A 16,545-nucleotide genomic window follows, 5' to 3' on the forward strand; every position below is an offset into this window, starting at 1 on the left:
ATGGAGAAAATGAATATTGGCAATATTTCATTAACATGGCTTGACGGCGGCGTAACGCATATGGACGGAGGGGCGATGTTCGGCGTTGTTCCGAAGCCCTTATGGTCAAGAAAATACCCCGTAAATGACAAGAACCAAATTGAATTGAGAACAGACCCTATTCTGATTCAAAAGAACGGCCTGAATATTTTAGTTGACGCGGGAATCGGATCAGGAAAGTTTTCAGAAAAACAGAAAAGAAACTACGGAGTGACACAGGAATCCAATCTGAAACAATCCCTTGCCGAGCTTGGCCTGTCTTGCGAGGACATTCATATTGTAGCGATGACCCATCTTCATTTTGACCATGCGTGCGGTTTGACGGAATACCGCGCGGGTGAGTTCGTCTCTGTTTTTCCGAATGCCAGCATCATCGCATCCGCGACAGAATGGAATGAAATGCGGCATCCCAATATCAGATCAAAAAGTACATACTGGAAAGAAAATTGGGAAGCGGTAAAAGACCAGGTTAAAACCTTTGATCATGCGCATCAGCTGACAGAGGGCATCACCATGCATCATACCGGCGGCCACAGTGACGGCCACAGCGTCATCGTCTTAGAAGACGGGGGAGAAACCGCTGTGCATTTTGCCGATCTGATGCCGACAAATGCCCACAAAAATCCGTTATGGGTTTTGGCGTATGACGATTATCCGATGACCTCCATTCCGCAAAAGCAAAAATGGCAGGCCTTCGCCGAAGAAAAAGACGCGTGGCTGATCTTTTATCATGACGCGATATACAGAGCCGTAAAATGGGGAGAAGACGGCGAAATCACGGCATCCGTCAAACGGGAGAGACAATAGGCTGAATTTGATTTACCTGTATGAATTTCGGGAATAAAAGCAAACCTAAAGACAAATTGCTTTGAAAGGAAGAGACAGGTGAATCAATTTCAAGTGACATCAGATGGAGAAATCAAAACATCTTTACGCGGACTGGAAGTGCTTTCTACGCCTTTTTTAAATAAAGGGGTGGCCTTTACACAGGAGGAGAGAAAAGAACTTGGACTGGAAGGTTTTCTGCCGCCGAAGATATTAACCATTGAAGAGCAGGCGAAGCGGGCATACGAGCAGTTCAGTTCTCAGCCTGATGAATTAAGCAAAAACGTGTACTTGACCGCTCTTCATGATCGGAATGAAACACTATTTTACAAGCTTTTAAATGACCATTTAGGCGAAATGCTGCCGATCGTATACACTCCGACAGTCGGTACGGCCATCCAGCGGTACAGCCACGAGTACCGAAAGCCGCGCGGGCTGTATTTATCCATTGATGACCCTGAGGGAATGCGTGCCGCGTTTAAGCAGTTCGGAAAAAATGAAAACATTGATTTAATCGTTGCGACGGATGCGGAAGGCATTTTAGGAATCGGCGACTGGGGTGTCGGCGGCATCGCCATTTCTGTCGGAAAGCTTGCGGTGTATACGGCAGCTGCGGGAATTGATCCGTCAAGAGTGCTCGCGGTTGTATTAGACGCGGGCACAAACCAGGAAAGCCTCTTAAATGACCCGCTTTATGTCGGAAACCAGCATTCAAGGGTCCGCGGGGAAAAGTATGATCAATTTATTGATGAGTATGTCGCGCTTGCAAGGGAAACGTTCCCGAATGCATTGCTTCATTGGGAGGATTTCGGCACAGCTAATGCCCGCGGCATTTTAAAACGATATAAAGATAAAGTTTGTACGTTTAACGATGACATTCAAGGAACGGGCGCGGTCTCGCTTGCGGCTGTGTTAGCTTGCGCAAAAGCATCGAAAATGCCTTTAAAAGAACATAAAGTCGTCATCTTCGGAGCAGGAACGGCAGGGATCGGAATCGCGGAGCAGCTTCGCGAGGCCATGGTGCACGACGGGGTAAGTGAAGAAGAATCGTACAGCCGTTTTTGGTGTATCGACAAAAACGGGCTGTTAACCGATGATATGAAGGACTTGCGTGATTTCCAAGTTCCATACGCCCGACCTGCTGAAGAAGTAAAAGAGTACAGCCGCGGCGGTGAAGGCGGATCTATTGATCTGGCGGAGACGGTGCGACAGGCAAAGCCGACGATTCTGATCGGAACATCCACTGTGTCAGGCGCTTTTACGGAAGAAATCGTCAAAGAAATGGCTTCTCATGTCAAGCGGCCCGCTATTTTGCCGATGTCAAACCCGACCACTTTATCAGAAGCAAAACCTGAAGATTTAATTAAATGGACAGAAGGCCGTGCGCTTATCACGACAGGAAGCCCGTTTCCGCCTGTCGAATATAATGGTGTGACCTATCATATCGGGCAGGCGAACAATGCGCTCGTTTTCCCCGGACTTGGGCTCGGAACGATTGTGACAAAGGCGAGGCTGATTACAGACAGTATGTTCGTTGCCTGCGCCAATGCCATAGCCGGTATGGTGGATGTCGGGAAGCCGGGCGCGCCGATGCTGCCGAAAGTTGAGGATCTCAGGACTGTGTCGGCTACTGTTGCCGTAGCCGTAGCGAAAGCCGCGATAAAAGACGGTGTGGCAGAATCAGAGCCTGAGGATTTGATTCAAACGGTGCAGGACGCGATGTGGCATCCTGTATATAAGCAGATCCGGCCGATGTAAGAGCAATAAAGCCCAAAACGCTGAAGGTTTTGGGCTTTATTTTTGCTTGTCCGATTAAGAGGCGACAGAATCAATCACATCGACAATCTGTCCTGTTCTTGCATTGACCATGACTTCATATTGCTCCAGTTCGCCGAATGCCGAGCGCGTCACGCCGGTTTTGTATACGTGAATGGTTTCTCCGTTTACATGGTAAGGCTCCGGCTCAGTGTAAATCCACGACCCGTCAATCGGTCCGCGCTGCTTAAAAGCCGCTTTCACGATGCGGAGCGCTTTTTCTGATGAAATATAAGGTTTCATCACATACTTTTTCACTGCCACGGCAGCGCATAATCCTAGTCCTGCACCTAAGAGAAAATGACGTAATTTCAACATGAAGCACCTCCAAATATATCGTACTTTTCATTATACAGAAGATGCCAAACCGTGTTAAGTAAAGCGGCGGTTTTACAGCCCATTCATTCAGGGTGCTTGGAAAACAACTGTTTTTCTAATAAAATAAAAGGACTACATAGAAATGAGGGGAAAACATGAATCAGGAAACGAAAGCGCTTTTCCGGACACTGACGCAGCTTCCCGGTGCACCGGGGAATGAACACCAAGTTCGCTCTTTTATGAAACAAGAGCTTGCGAAATACGCGGATGATATCGTGCAGGACAGGCTGGGAAGTGTTTTCGGACTCAGGCGCGGCGCCGAGGACGCGCCGACCGTTATGGTGGCGGGGCATATGGATGAAGTTGGATTTATGGTGACGCAGATTACAGATAACGGCATGCTGAGATTCCAGACGCTTGGCGGCTGGTGGAGCCAGGTGCTTCTTGCCCAGAGAGTCGAGGTGCAGACGGATAACGGACCTGTCATCGGCGTCATTGCCAGCATTCCGCCGCACATTTTAACAGATGCGCAGCGCACTAAACCGATGGATATTAAAAATATGATGATTGACATCGGAGCCGATGACAGAGAAGACGCAATCCGGCTGGGCATTAAACCCGGACAGCAAATCGTGCCGGTCTGCCCGTTTACCCCGATGGCGAATGAGAAAAAAATATTGTCTAAAGCGTGGGATAACCGCTACGGCTGCGGATTAAGCATTGAACTGTTAAAAGAATTGCACGGCAAAGAGCTGCCGAACAACCTTTACGCCGGCGCCACCGTTCAGGAGGAAGTCGGCTTAAGAGGGGCGCAGACAGCCGCCAACATGATTAAACCGGATTTGTTCTTTGCCCTTGATGCAAGTCCGGCAAATGATATGAGCGGCGATAAGCACCAGTTTGGCCGGCTCGGTGAAGGGGTGCTGCTTCGCATACTCGACAGAACAACGGTCATGCACCGCGGTATGCGGGAATTCGTTCTTGATATGGCGGAAACACACAACATCCCTTATCAATATTTTGCTTCAGGAGGAGGAACCGATGCCGGAAGAGTCCACATCTCAAACAGCGGCGTTCCGTCTGCAGTTATCGGCATTTGTTCAAGATACATTCATACAAACGCCGCCATCATACACGTTGATGACTATGCCGCCGCAAAAGAAATGCTGATCAAGCTGGTGATGGCAAGCGACAAACAGACAGTGGAAACCATCAGAGAAAATGTTTAATATGTAAAAAAGCAGGACCGCCATAGGCGGCCTGCTTATTCTGTCTCAAACAAATAAGAGAGTGCTTTCATCGCTTGATTCACGGTTTCGACGGTAATATTCGCTTTGCCTGAAAGCTCTTTTAATGGATGATGCAGCGCTTCCGGGCGGATGAGAATGAGTGGTTTTCCTTTTGCGATCGCATACGAAGCATCCATCGCTGTATTCCACTGTTTATATTTCTCTCCGAACAGGGCGATGACAAAGTCAGCCTTCTCCATTAAAACTTCAGTCCGGAAATTATTGATATCAGAAGCTCTGGCGTCTTTCAGAACGGCATTAGGCTGCACTCCCATGATTTCTTCTCCGATATTATCAGAGCGCTCATGGTTTTCCATCGGGCCGACAAACGTGATCGGCAAGTTTAATGCTTTCGCTTTTTTCTTTACTTCGCCCCGCCAATCACTGTGGATTTCGCCCGCCAAATATACGACATACTGCATATCTGTTCCTCCTTATGTAAACGTTTTGACCTTCGTCTGCCTTTATAGCAAAATGGTAAACGAAACTTGCTTGATAATGCAAATGAAATATGATAATGATATTGCATATAGTTGGTCTTGCTGTAAACAGTTTGGTATGATCCAAGTGGACAAACATCAGCATAAAAACAAAAATCATCATAATCAGATGGAGGAATCACAATGAAAAAAATTGAAAGCACGGAAGAATTGCAAAAAGCGGTACAGGACGATTGGGCAGTATTTATGTTTTCAGCGGACTGGTGCCCGGACTGCCGCTTTGTGGAGCCGTTTTTGCCTGAGCTCGAAGCGAATTACCCGGAATTCACATACTACTACGTTGACCGCGATCAGTTCATAGATACATGTGCGGAATGGGAAATTTACGGAATTCCGAGCTTTGTTGTTTATAACAGCGGAAAAGAAGTAAACCGTTTTGTGAGCAAAGACCGCAAAACGAAAGAAGAAATTGAGCAATTTTTAACCGATTCCCTTGCTAAAGCATAAAGGAGGCCGCGGGATTTGAAAATGACGTCAAGGAAGCTGTCGGATATATTAAAACAGCGCCTGCAGCACGAGAACCGATCCTTCTTTTTTGACAGAGAAAAAGACACCCTCCGTGTTGAGGATCAAATGACTAAAAAAGGAATTACACTGGAGCTCCCGCCGATTATCGCCAAATGGGAGACGAAAAAAGAAGAAGCTATAGACGAAATCGTCTATTATGTTTCAGAAGCGATGGCGGCGATGGAAGGAAGCGGGCAGGAAATGACCGGGAAGGAAGCGGGAATTTATCCGGTTATCCGCTCCACGTCATTTCCTGACAAGACAAGCGATGACATTCCGCTTGTGTTCGATGACCACACAGCAGAAACAAGAATCTATTATGCCCTCGACCTTGGCAAAACGTACCGGTTGATTGACAGCCGGATGCTTGAGAAGGAAAACTGGACAAAAGAGCGGATCAGAGAAACGGCTTTATTTAATCTGCGCTCACTTCCGACCGTCGTAAAGCAAGATACAGTGGCGGGCAACTGTTTTTACTTTTTCAGAGCGAATGACGGCTACGATGCCAGCCGGATTCTCAATGAAACGATTCTTAATGAATATAAACAGGATGCAGAAGGCGAATTAGCCATATCAGTTCCGCATCAGGACGTATTAATACTTGCTGACATTCGAAATGAATCAGGTTATGATATTTTAGGGCAAATGTCCATGAGCTTTTTTGCAAGCGGCACGGTGCCGATTACGGCCCTTTCATTTTTATACAATGAAGGCAGACTGGAACCTGTGTTTATCATGGCGAAAAGCCGGCCGAAAAAGGATTAGAAAGGATTTTTCTTATGAACGCTTTTTACAATAAAGAAGGTGTGGGAGATACGCTTCTGATCTCCCTTAAAGACGCAGCGCGCGAAGAAATCGGCTTTGAAAAAGCAGGCGATGTCGTGAAAATCTTTAACAAGGACACAAAAGAAACGACGGGTTTCAATATTTTCAACGTGTCTTCATACTTGCAAATTGATGATAACGGACCCGTCGCTTTGTCTGAGACTTTTATTCAAGACGTGAATGAAATGCTGAACAGAAACGGCGTCTCAGAAACATTAACTGTTGACCTTTCTCCGAAGTTTGTTGTCGGCTATGTGGAATCAAAAGAAAAACATCCGAATGCCGATAAACTGAACATCTGCCAAGTGAACGTAGGGGAAGAAACCCTTCAAATCGTTTGCGGTGCGCCGAATGTGGATAAAGGACAAAAGGTCGTCGTCGCTAAAGTCGGTGCGGTTATGCCGAGCGGCCTTGTCATAAAAGATGCTGAATTGCGAGGCGTTCCGTCAAGCGGCATGATCTGCTCCGCTAAAGAACTCGCTTTGCCGGATGCACCTCAGGAAAAAGGCATCCTTGTGCTGGAAGACAGCCGCGAGGCCGGAGAAGCATTTCAATTCTAGACTCCCATAAATAAGCGCAAAGCATCGAATGATGTGAAAGAAAGCCGTTAAGCCCACTTGCTTAACGGCTTTCTTCTGTTGCGAGCTTAATCTTTTCTGAGCCGCCGAGCAATGGTATACTAAATATCGTCCCAGAATAATATAAAGGGAGTTAGAGAGTGATTAAACATGAGTTGGCTGAATAAATTTTTTGACTTATTTTTAGGTGAAAAAGAAGAAGAACATGAACGTGAAGCAAACGCGCATGTTCAAGTCCAGAAACAGCAGACACCGGATCAGCCTGAAGGCGCATTAACGCGCATGGAAGATCCTAAAATATATTATGAATATCCGAAAGGGAATTTTCGCTTTCCTGTCGTTCCTGACGGATACAAACGCACGGAACAAAGACAGACGGAGAGGCAGGAACGCCGCCGTGCTCCGTCCGGCGGTTATACCGCACAGAAGGAGCAAACAGAACGGAAAGAGCATACATACAAAGAGCCTGAGACGGTGAAAAAGCCTTTTAAACCGACTTCCATCCCTTCACCGGTCTACGGCTTCCAGTCGCAGCACAGCATAAAAAAGGCCGCCAAGCCCGCGATACAAAATGATGAAAGCCTAACATTGCTGTCAGAGGAAATCAAAAAAGAACAGGCTGTTCCGCCAAAGGCCCGGCCTGAACCGGAAAAAGAGCCGGTCTTTGCTCAGCCCGGCATAACAGAACATGCTGAACGATCCATGAAACAAGAGGCTGAACAGATCCCGGCTGTTCAAAAAGAGCAGGTCTATGAGGAGTCAGAACCGCAGCCGGCATACAGTAAAGAAGCTCAGCTTGAAGAACAGCAGGAAGAATATATTCAGCACGGGCCCGAAACAAGCCTGCCTGCTGAAAATGCAGAAAAACCAGTGCGTGAGGAGTCATACAGTTGCGAAGCTGAGCCTGCGGAAGGGGAACAGCAGGAAGAATATATTCAGCAAGAGCCTGAAGCAGCCTTCCCTGCCGGAATCGCGGAAGATTCACTGCATGAGGAGCCAGAACCGCAGCCTGCATACACTAAGGAAGCTCAGCCATATGAGCGAAAACAGCCGCAAACAGACCGGCACGAAAATGAAGAAATACTCGCTGTTGAAAACAGAAAAGACTCAGAAGCGCAGCCCGCATACAGCGAAACAGCTCAGCTTGCGGAAGAAAGTGAAGAACTCCCGACGGCTCAGCCTGATGATAATGCGGGAAATACAGAGCCGTCTGAATCACCGCACATGCAAATGAAAAGAGCACTGCCGAAAACGCCGGAAAAACAAGAACGGCCGAAAGAGCGGAGCGTTCCGTTTAACGTCATGATGCTGAAAAGCGATAAGCATAAACAGAGCAAGCTTCCTGAAGGCGGCACAAGCTATATATTTCCGAACGTTTCACTGCTTGACGTGCCGCCCGCGCAAAAACAGGACGACCAATCGTGGATTGAAGAGCAGCGCGAGCTTTTAAATGTAACGCTGAAAAATTTTAATGTGCGCGCCCATGTCGTCCATGTCACACAAGGGCCTTCCGTCACAAGGTTTGAAGTGCATCCGGAGCCCGGCGTAAAAGTAAACAAAATTACAAATTTAGCAGATGATATAAAACTGAGTCTTTCTGCCAAGGATATTCGGATCGAAGCGCCGATTCCAGGGAAAAATACCATCGGGATCGAAGTCCCGAATCGGGTGAGCAAGGTGGTTGATTTACGGCAGATGATCAGAAGCGCCGCTTTCAGGACGAATCCATCGCCTCTTACAGCCGCGCTCGGCGTTGATATTTCCGGCAATCCGGTCGTCATCGATTTGAAAAAAATGCCGCACGGACTGATAGCAGGTGCGACGGGGTCGGGAAAAAGCGTCTGCATCAACACCATTTTGGTGAGCCTGCTTTATAAGGCGGATCCGAGCGATGTTAAAGTGCTTCTCATCGATCCGAAAATGGTGGAGCTTGCGCCTTACAATCAAATTCCGCATTTGATCAGTCCGGTCATCACTGACGCAAAAGCCGCTACAGCCGCTTTAAAATGGGTTGTGGAAGAAATGGAGCGGCGTTATGAACTGTTTGCACATTCAGGTGTAAGGGATATCGGCCGCTTTAACGAGTTATCAGCCGACCATAAGACAGGTGAAAAGCTGCCTTATCTCGTAGTCGTCATTGACGAGCTTGCAGATTTAATGATGGTGGCGCCAAACGATGTAGAAGAAAGCATCGCCAGAATCGCGCAAAAAGCGCGAGCCTGCGGAATTCATCTTTTGGTCGCCACACAGCGCCCGTCGGTGGACGTCATTACAGGTATGATTAAGGCGAATATACCGACGCGGATCGCGTTCTCCGTATCAAGCCAGGTTGATTCCAGAACTATTATCGACATGGCCGGTGCGGAAAAGCTGCTCGGAAAAGGGGACATGCTCTTTTGGGAAAACGGCACGGGAAAACCGGTCCGCCTGCAGGGCAACTTTGTGTCCGACAGAGAAATCGACCGCGTCGTTTCCCATGTCAGACAGCAGCTGCCGCCTTCTTATTTATTCGAACAGGAAGAGCTGATCAGACAAGGGACTGCCTTAAAGGAAGAAGACGAGCTGTTTCCGGAAGCCTGCGAATTCGTCGTGGAACAAAACAGCGCGAGCACTTCAAGCCTGCAGAGAAGGTTCAGAATCGGATATAACCGCGCTGCAAGGCTGATTGACATGATGGAAGCGGAAGGCATGATATCAGAAGCGAAAGGCAGCAAGCCTCGTGAAGTGCTGATTACGGCCGCTGACATTTCGCAGGAATAATAATATCGTTCATTTTTCTCACAAACATGGTATGATAATGGATGGATCATTCAAACTGCAGCGCTGTTATGCGGTGAAATATCATGCAGCAGGTTTAATCAAAAAGAAAGTTACAGATACTGACGATAATGTAAAAATAAATGGAAGATACCGCTGGGCGGGCTTTTTGCCCCGCAGCGGTCGCAAATTGAAATGAACGTCATATACTGGGGAACAGATAGACGTTTGTTGGAGGTACGATTATGACTGTTTATCATTTTGTTGGAATAAAAGGGACAGGTATGAGCCCGCTCGCTCAAATCCTTCACGATACAGGATATCAGGTGCAGGGGTCTGATATAGAAAAGCAGATTTTTACTCAAGCTGCCCTTGAAAAAAGAAATATCCCAATCTATCCGTTCAGCGCCGACAACATCAAGCCCGGCTTGACGGTAATTGCCGGAAACGCGTTCCCGGATTCTCATCCGGAAATTGCAAAGGCGCTTTCTGAAGGAATTCCTGTAATCAGATATCATAAATTTTTAGGCGATTATATGAAAAAATATACAAGTGTCGCTGTAACGGGCGCGCACGGAAAAACGTCAACGACGGGTCTTTTGGCTCATGTGATGCAAAATGCGAAGCCGACTTCATTTTTAATCGGCGACGGCTCGGGCAAAGGAAATGAAAACAGCGAGTACTTTGTGTTTGAAGCGTGCGAATACCGCCGCCATTTCTTAAGCTATCAGCCTGACTATGCGATCATGACCAATATTGATTTTGACCACCCTGATTATTTCGCCAACATTGACGATGTGTTTGATGCTTTCCAAAACATGGCTCTTCAAGTCAACAAAGGCATCATTGCTTGCGGTGACGATGAGTATTTGCCGAAAATTCATGCGAATGTGCCTGTCGTGTATTACGGAACGGGCGAAGAAAACGATTTTCAGGCGAGAAACATCGTGAAAAATACGGAAGGGACGACATTTGACGTCTTTGTCCGCAATACGTTTTACGACACTTTTTATATACCGGCATACGGCCACCACAATGTCCTCAATTCTTTAGCGGTCATTGCGCTTTGCCATTATGAAGAGATTGACGTGAACATGATTAAGCTCGGCCTTGAATCATTCGGCGGCGTCAAACGCAGATTCAATGAAAAATTGATCGGCAGCCAGGTGCTGATAGACGATTACGCCCACCATCCGACAGAAATTAAAGTCACCATTGAGGCGGCGCGGCAAAAATATCCCGAGCGTGAAATTATCGCCGTATTCCAGCCGCACACTTTTACACGGACGCAGTCTTTCCTTGATGAGTTTGCAGAAAGCTTAAGCGCCGCAGATCGTGTGTATCTGTGCGATATTTTCGGTTCTGCCCGTGAAAATGTCGGCAAGCTGACCATCACGGATCTGCAGGAAAAAATAGATAACGCAAAGCTGATTGAAGAAAATGATACAACCGTTTTAAAAGCACATAAGGACGCTGTACTGATCTTTATGGGCGCCGGAGACATTCAAAAATATATGAGGGCCTATGAAAACGTCATAGCGTAACGAAAAAGCAGTGGGTCTCTCACTGCTTTTTTGTGCTGTTTGCAAAGGGATTCAGTGACAAACGGAGAATAATTATATGTACAAGCCCTTTATATATGTTTATGATTTTAACAATTGGGTATATACCATTATATCCTGCAATAAGGAGGTATTAGATGATCATCATTCTTTACTTAAGCGTCGCACTCATCGCAGTGGCATTTCTTATTCTTGTCATTTATCTGTCGAAAACATTAAAGTCCTTGCAGGTGACCTTAACCAACGTAGCATCTACTTTGGACGGCCTTGAGGGGCAGATGAAAGGGATCACCGCAGAAACCGCAGAGCTGTTACATAAAACAAATCGCCTTGCGGAGGACATTCAGGAAAAATCAGAGAAATTAAATACGGTTGTCCATGCTGTACAGGGAGTGGGAACTTCCGTTCAGCAGTTCAATACATCCATAAAACAGGCAGCCGGTTCCGTTTCGGCTTCGGTAAGAGAGAATCAGGATAAGATTAATCAGGTTGTCACTTGGAGCCAAGCCGCCATGGAGATTTGGGATAAGTGGAAGCAGAAGAAAAAAACATCGCTTTAACCATAAGAAAAATCCACTAAGGAGGAATCATAATGAGTAAAGATGGAATCAATAGTAAGGATTTTTTAATCGGGACTCTGATCGGGGGAATTGTCGGCGCGACAACAGCTCTGTTTTTGGCGCCTAAATCAGGGAAGGAGCTGCGCGACGATCTCGGCAGCCAGGCCTCAGCGTTAAAAGATAAAACGGACAGAATGACAGCCGATGCGAAAGAAAGAGGCTCTCAGTACGTCAGCATCGCAAAAGATAAGACATCAAATATCACGCAGATTGTTGCAGACCAGTCCGGCCAGATTATGAATAAAGTGAAGGACTTAAAAGACCGTTCAAAGAGCACACTAAATGAGAAAACCGAAGAGACGAGAAGCGAAATGCAGAGTGCGGCAGACGGCATAAAAGACGAAGCGGAAGACGCTCAAGAAAAGGCCGGCCAAATCAATCGCTGATCTTCAATAAGGAGTGTTACTAACATGACAAAACAGCTGATATCATCAGAGGAAGAATTCAAAAACGCTGCTGAAAAAGAAAACACCCTTGTGTTTTTTAAACACAGCGTAACATGCCCGATCAGTCAAGCCGCGTTTCACGAATTTGACGCCTTTGCGTCGGAGCATACAGAGGTCCCTTCCTGCTACCTTCAGGTACAGGAAAGCCGGCCGCTTTCTGACTACATCGCTGAAACATACGGCGTGAAACACGAAAGCCCGCAAGTATTCGTCATACAAAACGGAGAAGTGAAATGGCACGCCTCCCATTCACAAATTACAAAAAACGCAATTGAGCAGCATCTTTCTTAATTGTAAGCCGCCGGATAAAACTGGCGGTTTTTTTTTTGAAAAACTATTGAACATTTCAGGCATATCATGTAGGATAGCATTATACATTACTTCAACGCATAAAAGCTTAAAAGCGTTTTTGCAGTAAAGTAAAATGTGAAAAAATTTATTATTTCATATTCCTATTTTCGCATAACTGTAGTAAGATGCATGTTAACCATTAAAATAAAACAATTGCACAGAAGGGATGAAAAAGATGAGCAACACGGAGTTAGAGACCCTAAGACAGCAGGCAGACTCACTAAATCTACAAATTCTGAAATTAATCAATGAACGCGGAGCCGTTGTAAAAGAAATCGGTAAAGCGAAAGAAGCGCAGGGTGTCAACCGATTTGATCCTGTCAGAGAGCGCACAATGCTTAATAACATTATCGAAAATAACGACGGCCCGTTTGAAAACTCAACAATTCAGCACATTTTCAAAGAAATTTTCAAAGCCGGACTGGAGCTTCAAGAAGAGGATCACAGCAAAGCGTTGCTCGTCTCCCGGAAGAAAAAAGCAGAAGATACCATTGTGGACATTAAAGGCGAAAAAGTCGGTGACGGCGATCAAAGATTTATCGTCGGACCTTGTGCCGTAGAAAGCTATGAGCAGGTGGCGGAGGTAGCCGCGGCCGCGAAAAAACAAGGCATTAAAATTTTACGCGGAGGCGCGTTCAAACCGCGTACCAGCCCTTACGATTTCCAAGGCCTCGGCGTTGAAGGTCTTCAAATTCTAAAACGCGTCGCTGATGAATATGATCTCGCTGTTATCAGTGAAATCGTTACGCCGGCTCATATAGAGCAAGCCATTGACTACATTGACGTCATTCAGATCGGTGCACGGAACATGCAAAACTTTGAATTGCTGAAAGCTGCAGGTTCCGTCAAAAAGCCGGTTCTGTTAAAACGGGGCCTTGCTGCAACGATTCAAGAATTCATCAATGCGGCTGAATACATCATGTCACAAGGAAACGACCAGATTATCCTTTGTGAACGCGGAATCAGAACGTACGAAACAGCAACGAGAAACACATTAGACATTTCTGCAGTGCCGATTTTGAAACAGGAAACTCACTTACCGGTCTTCGTTGACGTTACGCATTCAACGGGCCGCCGCGACCTCTTGCTGCCGACAGCGAAAGCTGCGCTTGCAATCGGCGCTGACGGCGTTATGGCTGAGGTTCACCCTGATCCTTCCGTTGCGCTTTCCGACTCTGCGCAGCAAATGGATATTCCTGAATTCGAAAAATGGCTGAATGAATTAAAGCCGATGGTGAAAGTAAAAGCATAATACAGTGTTCGTTCTTTAATGGCCGCCTTGTGCGGCCTTTTTTATTTCTTCATTTTATTTAATTATAAAATGAAGTGAACGTTTTCATTGCTGGCAAAAACGTGTATAATTTCATGAGAAGTATTTAAATTTGATGAATAATGAAAAATAATGTACACTACTGACTTACGCTTACAATCATAAACGACAGAATGCGAAATCGTACGACATTTCTTTACATAAAGTGTTTATGCTATAGATAAGGATAAGTGTATCCAGTAAAAGGAGTGGTTTCAGTATGAGCAACATTACGATATACGATGTGGCCAGAGAAGCAAATGTCAGTATGGCGACTGTTTCCCGCGTCGTAAACGGCAACCCGAATGTAAAACCGACAACCAGAAAAAAAGTATTGGAAGCCATTGACCGTCTCGGCTACCGGCCGAATGCAGTGGCGAGAGGTTTGGCAAGCAAAAAAACGACTACGGTCGGCGTTATCATCCCGGATATCTCAAGTATTTTCTATTCAGAACTTGCGCGCGGGATTGAAGACATTGCAACGATGTACAAATACAACATTATTTTAAGCAACTCAGACCAAAACCTTGAGAAGGAGCTGCACCTGTTAAATACGATGCTCGGCAAGCAAGTGGACGGCATCGTGTTTATGGGCGGCAATATTACGGACGAGCATGTAGAGGAATTTAAACGTTCTCCTGTGCCGATCGTGCTTGCGGCTTCAGTGGAAGAGCAGGGAAAAACGCCTTCTGTTGCCATTGATTATGAGCAGGCGATTTATGATGCGGTAAAGCTTTTCATTGAAAAAGGGCATCGTGACATCGCGTTTGTTTCCGGGCCGATGGCAGAGCCGATTAACCGCTCGAAAAAACTTCAGGGCTATAAACGGGCGCTTGAAGAAGCGGGTATTCCGTTTAACGAACAATTCACAGCCGAAGGCGATTACACCTATGATTCCGGTATGGAAGCACTTCAAAGCTTAATGAGCCTTGATAAAAAACCGACGGCGATTCTTTCTGCGACGGACGAAATGGCGCTTGGCATTATTCATGCGGCTCAAGACCAAGGCCTGTCAATACCTGACGACCTTGATATTATCGGTTTTGATAATACGAGATTAAGCCTGATGGTCCGCCCTCAGCTTTCAACAGTCGTGCAGCCTACGTACGATATCGGTGCCGTGGCCATGAGACTTTTGACAAAGCTGATGAACAAAGAGCCTGTTGAGGAGCATATTGTCGAATTGCCTCACCGCATTGAATTAAGACAATCAACCAAGTCATAAGAAAAACGGAAAAAGCAAGCTTCACTCTAAGGGGTGAATCCTTGCTTTTTTACTTGAGTGAGGAGAAGATATGAAACGTTTTGATTACCTGACACCCGTTGGATTTGTATTAGGAAGCGTCATTGTCGCAATCGGCATTCTTTTAGGCTCGGGAATCACGGGCATTCGCTCTTTCCTGGATCTGACTTCTTTTTTAATCGTAACAGGCGGGCTTTGTGCGGCTGTCTTTATCAGTTTTCCCCCGCGCGATTTAAAGAAAACGCCTTCGGTATTAAAACAGGTGTTTTCCCGCCAGGACGACAATGTCAAAGAACTTGTCAAAGTCTTCGTCGGGCTTTCTGAAAAAGCGCGCAGACAGGGGTTATTATCTCTTGATGAAGAGGCGCGTGACATACAGGACCCTTTCTTAAAAAAGGGGCTTTTGCTTGCGATAGACGGCTGGGATGAGGAAACGATCCGCCTTGTGATGGATTCTGAAATCGCTGCAATGGAAGAAAGGCATCGAAAAGGAAGGCGTGTCTTCGAAAAAGCCGGGGATTTTGCGCCTGCATGGGGAATGATCGGAACGCTCGTCGGGCTTGTGCTGATGCTTAGAAACTTAAATGATCCGGGCACGCTTGGACCGAATATGGCGGTTGCGCTATTGACGACGCTGTACGGTGCGCTGCTTGCCAATATGGTTTTTATTCCGATTGCAGCAAAGCTTGAAGAAAAGACGGAAAGCGAGATTTTCATCAAACAGGTGATGATTGAGGGAATTGTCGGTATACAATCCGGAAAAAATCCCCGCAACCTTGAAAGCCAGCTCGTCGTTTTCAGTTCCAGGGAAGATTGGCGCAAAGGACAGCCTGTGAACAAGAAAAAGGGCGCTGTCCATGAAGCTTAGAAAAGAACGGTTTGAACGAAGAAGCAAAACGGAAAAAAGCAATGCATCACCAAAATGGATGGTGACGTTTGCTGATTTAATCACGCTGATTCTGGTGTTCTTTATATTACTTTTTTCCATGTCGCAAATTGACTCAAAAAAATTCAATTCAGCCGTTAAGTCCATTCACAGCAGCGGGAGCAGACAGGATGCTGAATCGGCATCATCACACGCTGCAACCGGCAAAGACGAACAAGATAAGCTGTTGCAAAACGTAAAAACATACATAAAAACTCATCATCTGCACTCGAAAATGACGGCCAAACGTGATGAGCGCGGGGTGGTTCTCGTGTTACAGGAAGCCGTCCTGTTTCAATCAGGCGAAGCAGAGGTGCTGAAAAATGCGGAGCCTCTTTTGCACCAGATTACAGTGCTGCTCAAAACGATTCCGAATGCGATACAGGTAGAAGGCCATACGGACAGCCGGCGTATTTCCACCTTTAAGTACCCGTCGAACTGGGAGCTCTCATCTGCGAGAGCCGCGAGCGTCATTCAGTACTTTACCGTAAAAGAGGATTTTCCCGCTAAACGGTTTATTTCCGTCGGATATGCGGATACAAAGCCGGTGAAAGATAACAAAACAGCCGGGCATATGATGGAAAACCGCCGCGTGGAAATTGTCATTAAAAAAACGACCTTATGAAGAGGTCGTTT

Annotated in this window: 17 protein-coding genes; 15 read left to right on the forward strand and 2 right to left on the reverse strand. The window is 46.4% G+C overall.

All coding sequences use genetic code 11. The features are described from left to right. Both KY305_RS10205 and KY305_RS10210 read left to right on the forward strand, forming a co-directional pair. Complete coding sequence (locus KY305_RS10205) at window positions 1-846, forward strand: YtnP family quorum-quenching lactonase (protein ID WP_223062607.1); 846 nt, start codon at window positions 1-3, stop codon at window positions 844-846. Window positions 847-924: 78 nt separating this feature from the next. Then, complete coding sequence (locus KY305_RS10210) at window positions 925-2,622, forward strand: NAD-dependent malic enzyme (RefSeq protein ID WP_223062423.1); 1,698 nt, start codon at window positions 925-927, stop codon at window positions 2,620-2,622. A gap of 54 nt (window positions 2,623-2,676) precedes the next feature. Here the strand turns inward: KY305_RS10210 and KY305_RS10215 are convergent, their stop codons facing one another. Further along, window positions 2,677-2,994: a PepSY domain-containing protein gene (locus KY305_RS10215; protein WP_214804036.1), complete on the reverse strand. Its 318-nt coding sequence runs from the start codon at window positions 2,992-2,994 to the stop codon at window positions 2,677-2,679. 158 nt (window positions 2,995-3,152) lie between these two features. On the opposite strand from KY305_RS10215, the gene KY305_RS10220 reads away from it, so the two are divergent. Continuing rightward, window positions 3,153-4,226: a M42 family metallopeptidase gene (locus tag KY305_RS10220; RefSeq protein ID WP_223062424.1), complete on the forward strand. Its 1,074-nt coding sequence runs from the start codon at window positions 3,153-3,155 to the stop codon at window positions 4,224-4,226. A gap of 35 nt (window positions 4,227-4,261) precedes the next feature. Here the strand turns inward: KY305_RS10220 and KY305_RS10225 are convergent, their stop codons facing one another. Further along, window positions 4,262-4,708, reverse strand: a complete 447-nt coding sequence (locus KY305_RS10225) for a YtoQ family protein (RefSeq protein WP_223062425.1) — start codon at window positions 4,706-4,708, stop codon at window positions 4,262-4,264. A 201-nt stretch (window positions 4,709-4,909) separates the two neighbouring features. Between KY305_RS10225 and KY305_RS10230 the strand changes: the two genes are divergently transcribed. From KY305_RS10230 to motS, 12 genes are all read left to right on the forward strand, one after another. Further along, entirely contained in the window at window positions 4,910-5,233 is a 324-nt protein-coding gene (locus KY305_RS10230; RefSeq protein ID WP_061523137.1) for a thioredoxin family protein, read from the forward strand. Between the two features lie 15 nt (window positions 5,234-5,248). Then, entirely contained in the window at window positions 5,249-6,058 is an 810-nt protein-coding gene (locus KY305_RS10235) for a DUF1444 domain-containing protein (protein ID WP_223062426.1), read from the forward strand. A 14-nt stretch (window positions 6,059-6,072) separates the two neighbouring features. Beyond that, window positions 6,073-6,678: a YtpR family tRNA-binding protein gene (ytpR, locus tag KY305_RS10240; RefSeq protein ID WP_223062427.1), complete on the forward strand. Its 606-nt coding sequence runs from the start codon at window positions 6,073-6,075 to the stop codon at window positions 6,676-6,678. Between the two features lie 168 nt (window positions 6,679-6,846). Continuing rightward, entirely contained in the window at window positions 6,847-9,456 is a 2,610-nt protein-coding gene (locus KY305_RS10245; RefSeq protein WP_223062428.1) for a DNA translocase FtsK, read from the forward strand. A gap of 242 nt (window positions 9,457-9,698) precedes the next feature. After that, entirely contained in the window at window positions 9,699-10,997 is a 1,299-nt protein-coding gene (gene murC, locus KY305_RS10250) for a UDP-N-acetylmuramate--L-alanine ligase (protein WP_223062429.1), read from the forward strand. A gap of 155 nt (window positions 10,998-11,152) precedes the next feature. Then, on the forward strand, window positions 11,153-11,575 hold the full coding sequence (locus KY305_RS10255) for a DUF948 domain-containing protein (RefSeq protein WP_061523133.1): 423 nt from the start codon (window positions 11,153-11,155) through the stop codon (window positions 11,573-11,575). A 32-nt stretch (window positions 11,576-11,607) separates the two neighbouring features. Further along, window positions 11,608-12,021: a YtxH domain-containing protein gene (locus KY305_RS10260; protein ID WP_223062430.1), complete on the forward strand. Its 414-nt coding sequence runs from the start codon at window positions 11,608-11,610 to the stop codon at window positions 12,019-12,021. A 24-nt stretch (window positions 12,022-12,045) separates the two neighbouring features. Continuing rightward, complete coding sequence (gene ytxJ, locus KY305_RS10265) at window positions 12,046-12,372, forward strand: bacillithiol system redox-active protein YtxJ (RefSeq protein ID WP_223062431.1); 327 nt, start codon at window positions 12,046-12,048, stop codon at window positions 12,370-12,372. Window positions 12,373-12,607: 235 nt separating this feature from the next. Further along, window positions 12,608-13,684 (forward strand): bifunctional 3-deoxy-7-phosphoheptulonate synthase/chorismate mutase, encoded by a 1,077-nt coding sequence (locus KY305_RS10270; RefSeq protein ID WP_061523130.1) that lies wholly within the window; start codon window positions 12,608-12,610, stop codon window positions 13,682-13,684. Window positions 13,685-13,961: 277 nt separating this feature from the next. Continuing rightward, window positions 13,962-14,966, forward strand: coding sequence for a catabolite control protein A (gene ccpA / locus KY305_RS10275; protein ID WP_223062432.1), 1,005 nt, complete (start codon window positions 13,962-13,964; stop codon window positions 14,964-14,966). Window positions 14,967-15,036: 70 nt separating this feature from the next. Beyond that, window positions 15,037-15,852, forward strand: a complete 816-nt coding sequence (motP, locus tag KY305_RS10280) for a flagellar motor protein MotP (RefSeq protein ID WP_223062433.1) — start codon at window positions 15,037-15,039, stop codon at window positions 15,850-15,852. Next, window positions 15,842-16,534, forward strand: a complete 693-nt coding sequence (motS, locus tag KY305_RS10285; protein ID WP_223062434.1) for a flagellar motor protein MotS — start codon at window positions 15,842-15,844, stop codon at window positions 16,532-16,534. Before motP ends, motS begins: the two co-directional genes overlap by 11 nt. Window positions 16,535-16,545: the final 11 nt, after the last annotated feature.

This window comes from Bacillus sp. YC2 (assembly GCF_019891195.1).
In the GTDB taxonomy this organism is placed as follows: Bacteria; Bacillota; Bacilli; order Bacillales; family Bacillaceae; genus Bacillus.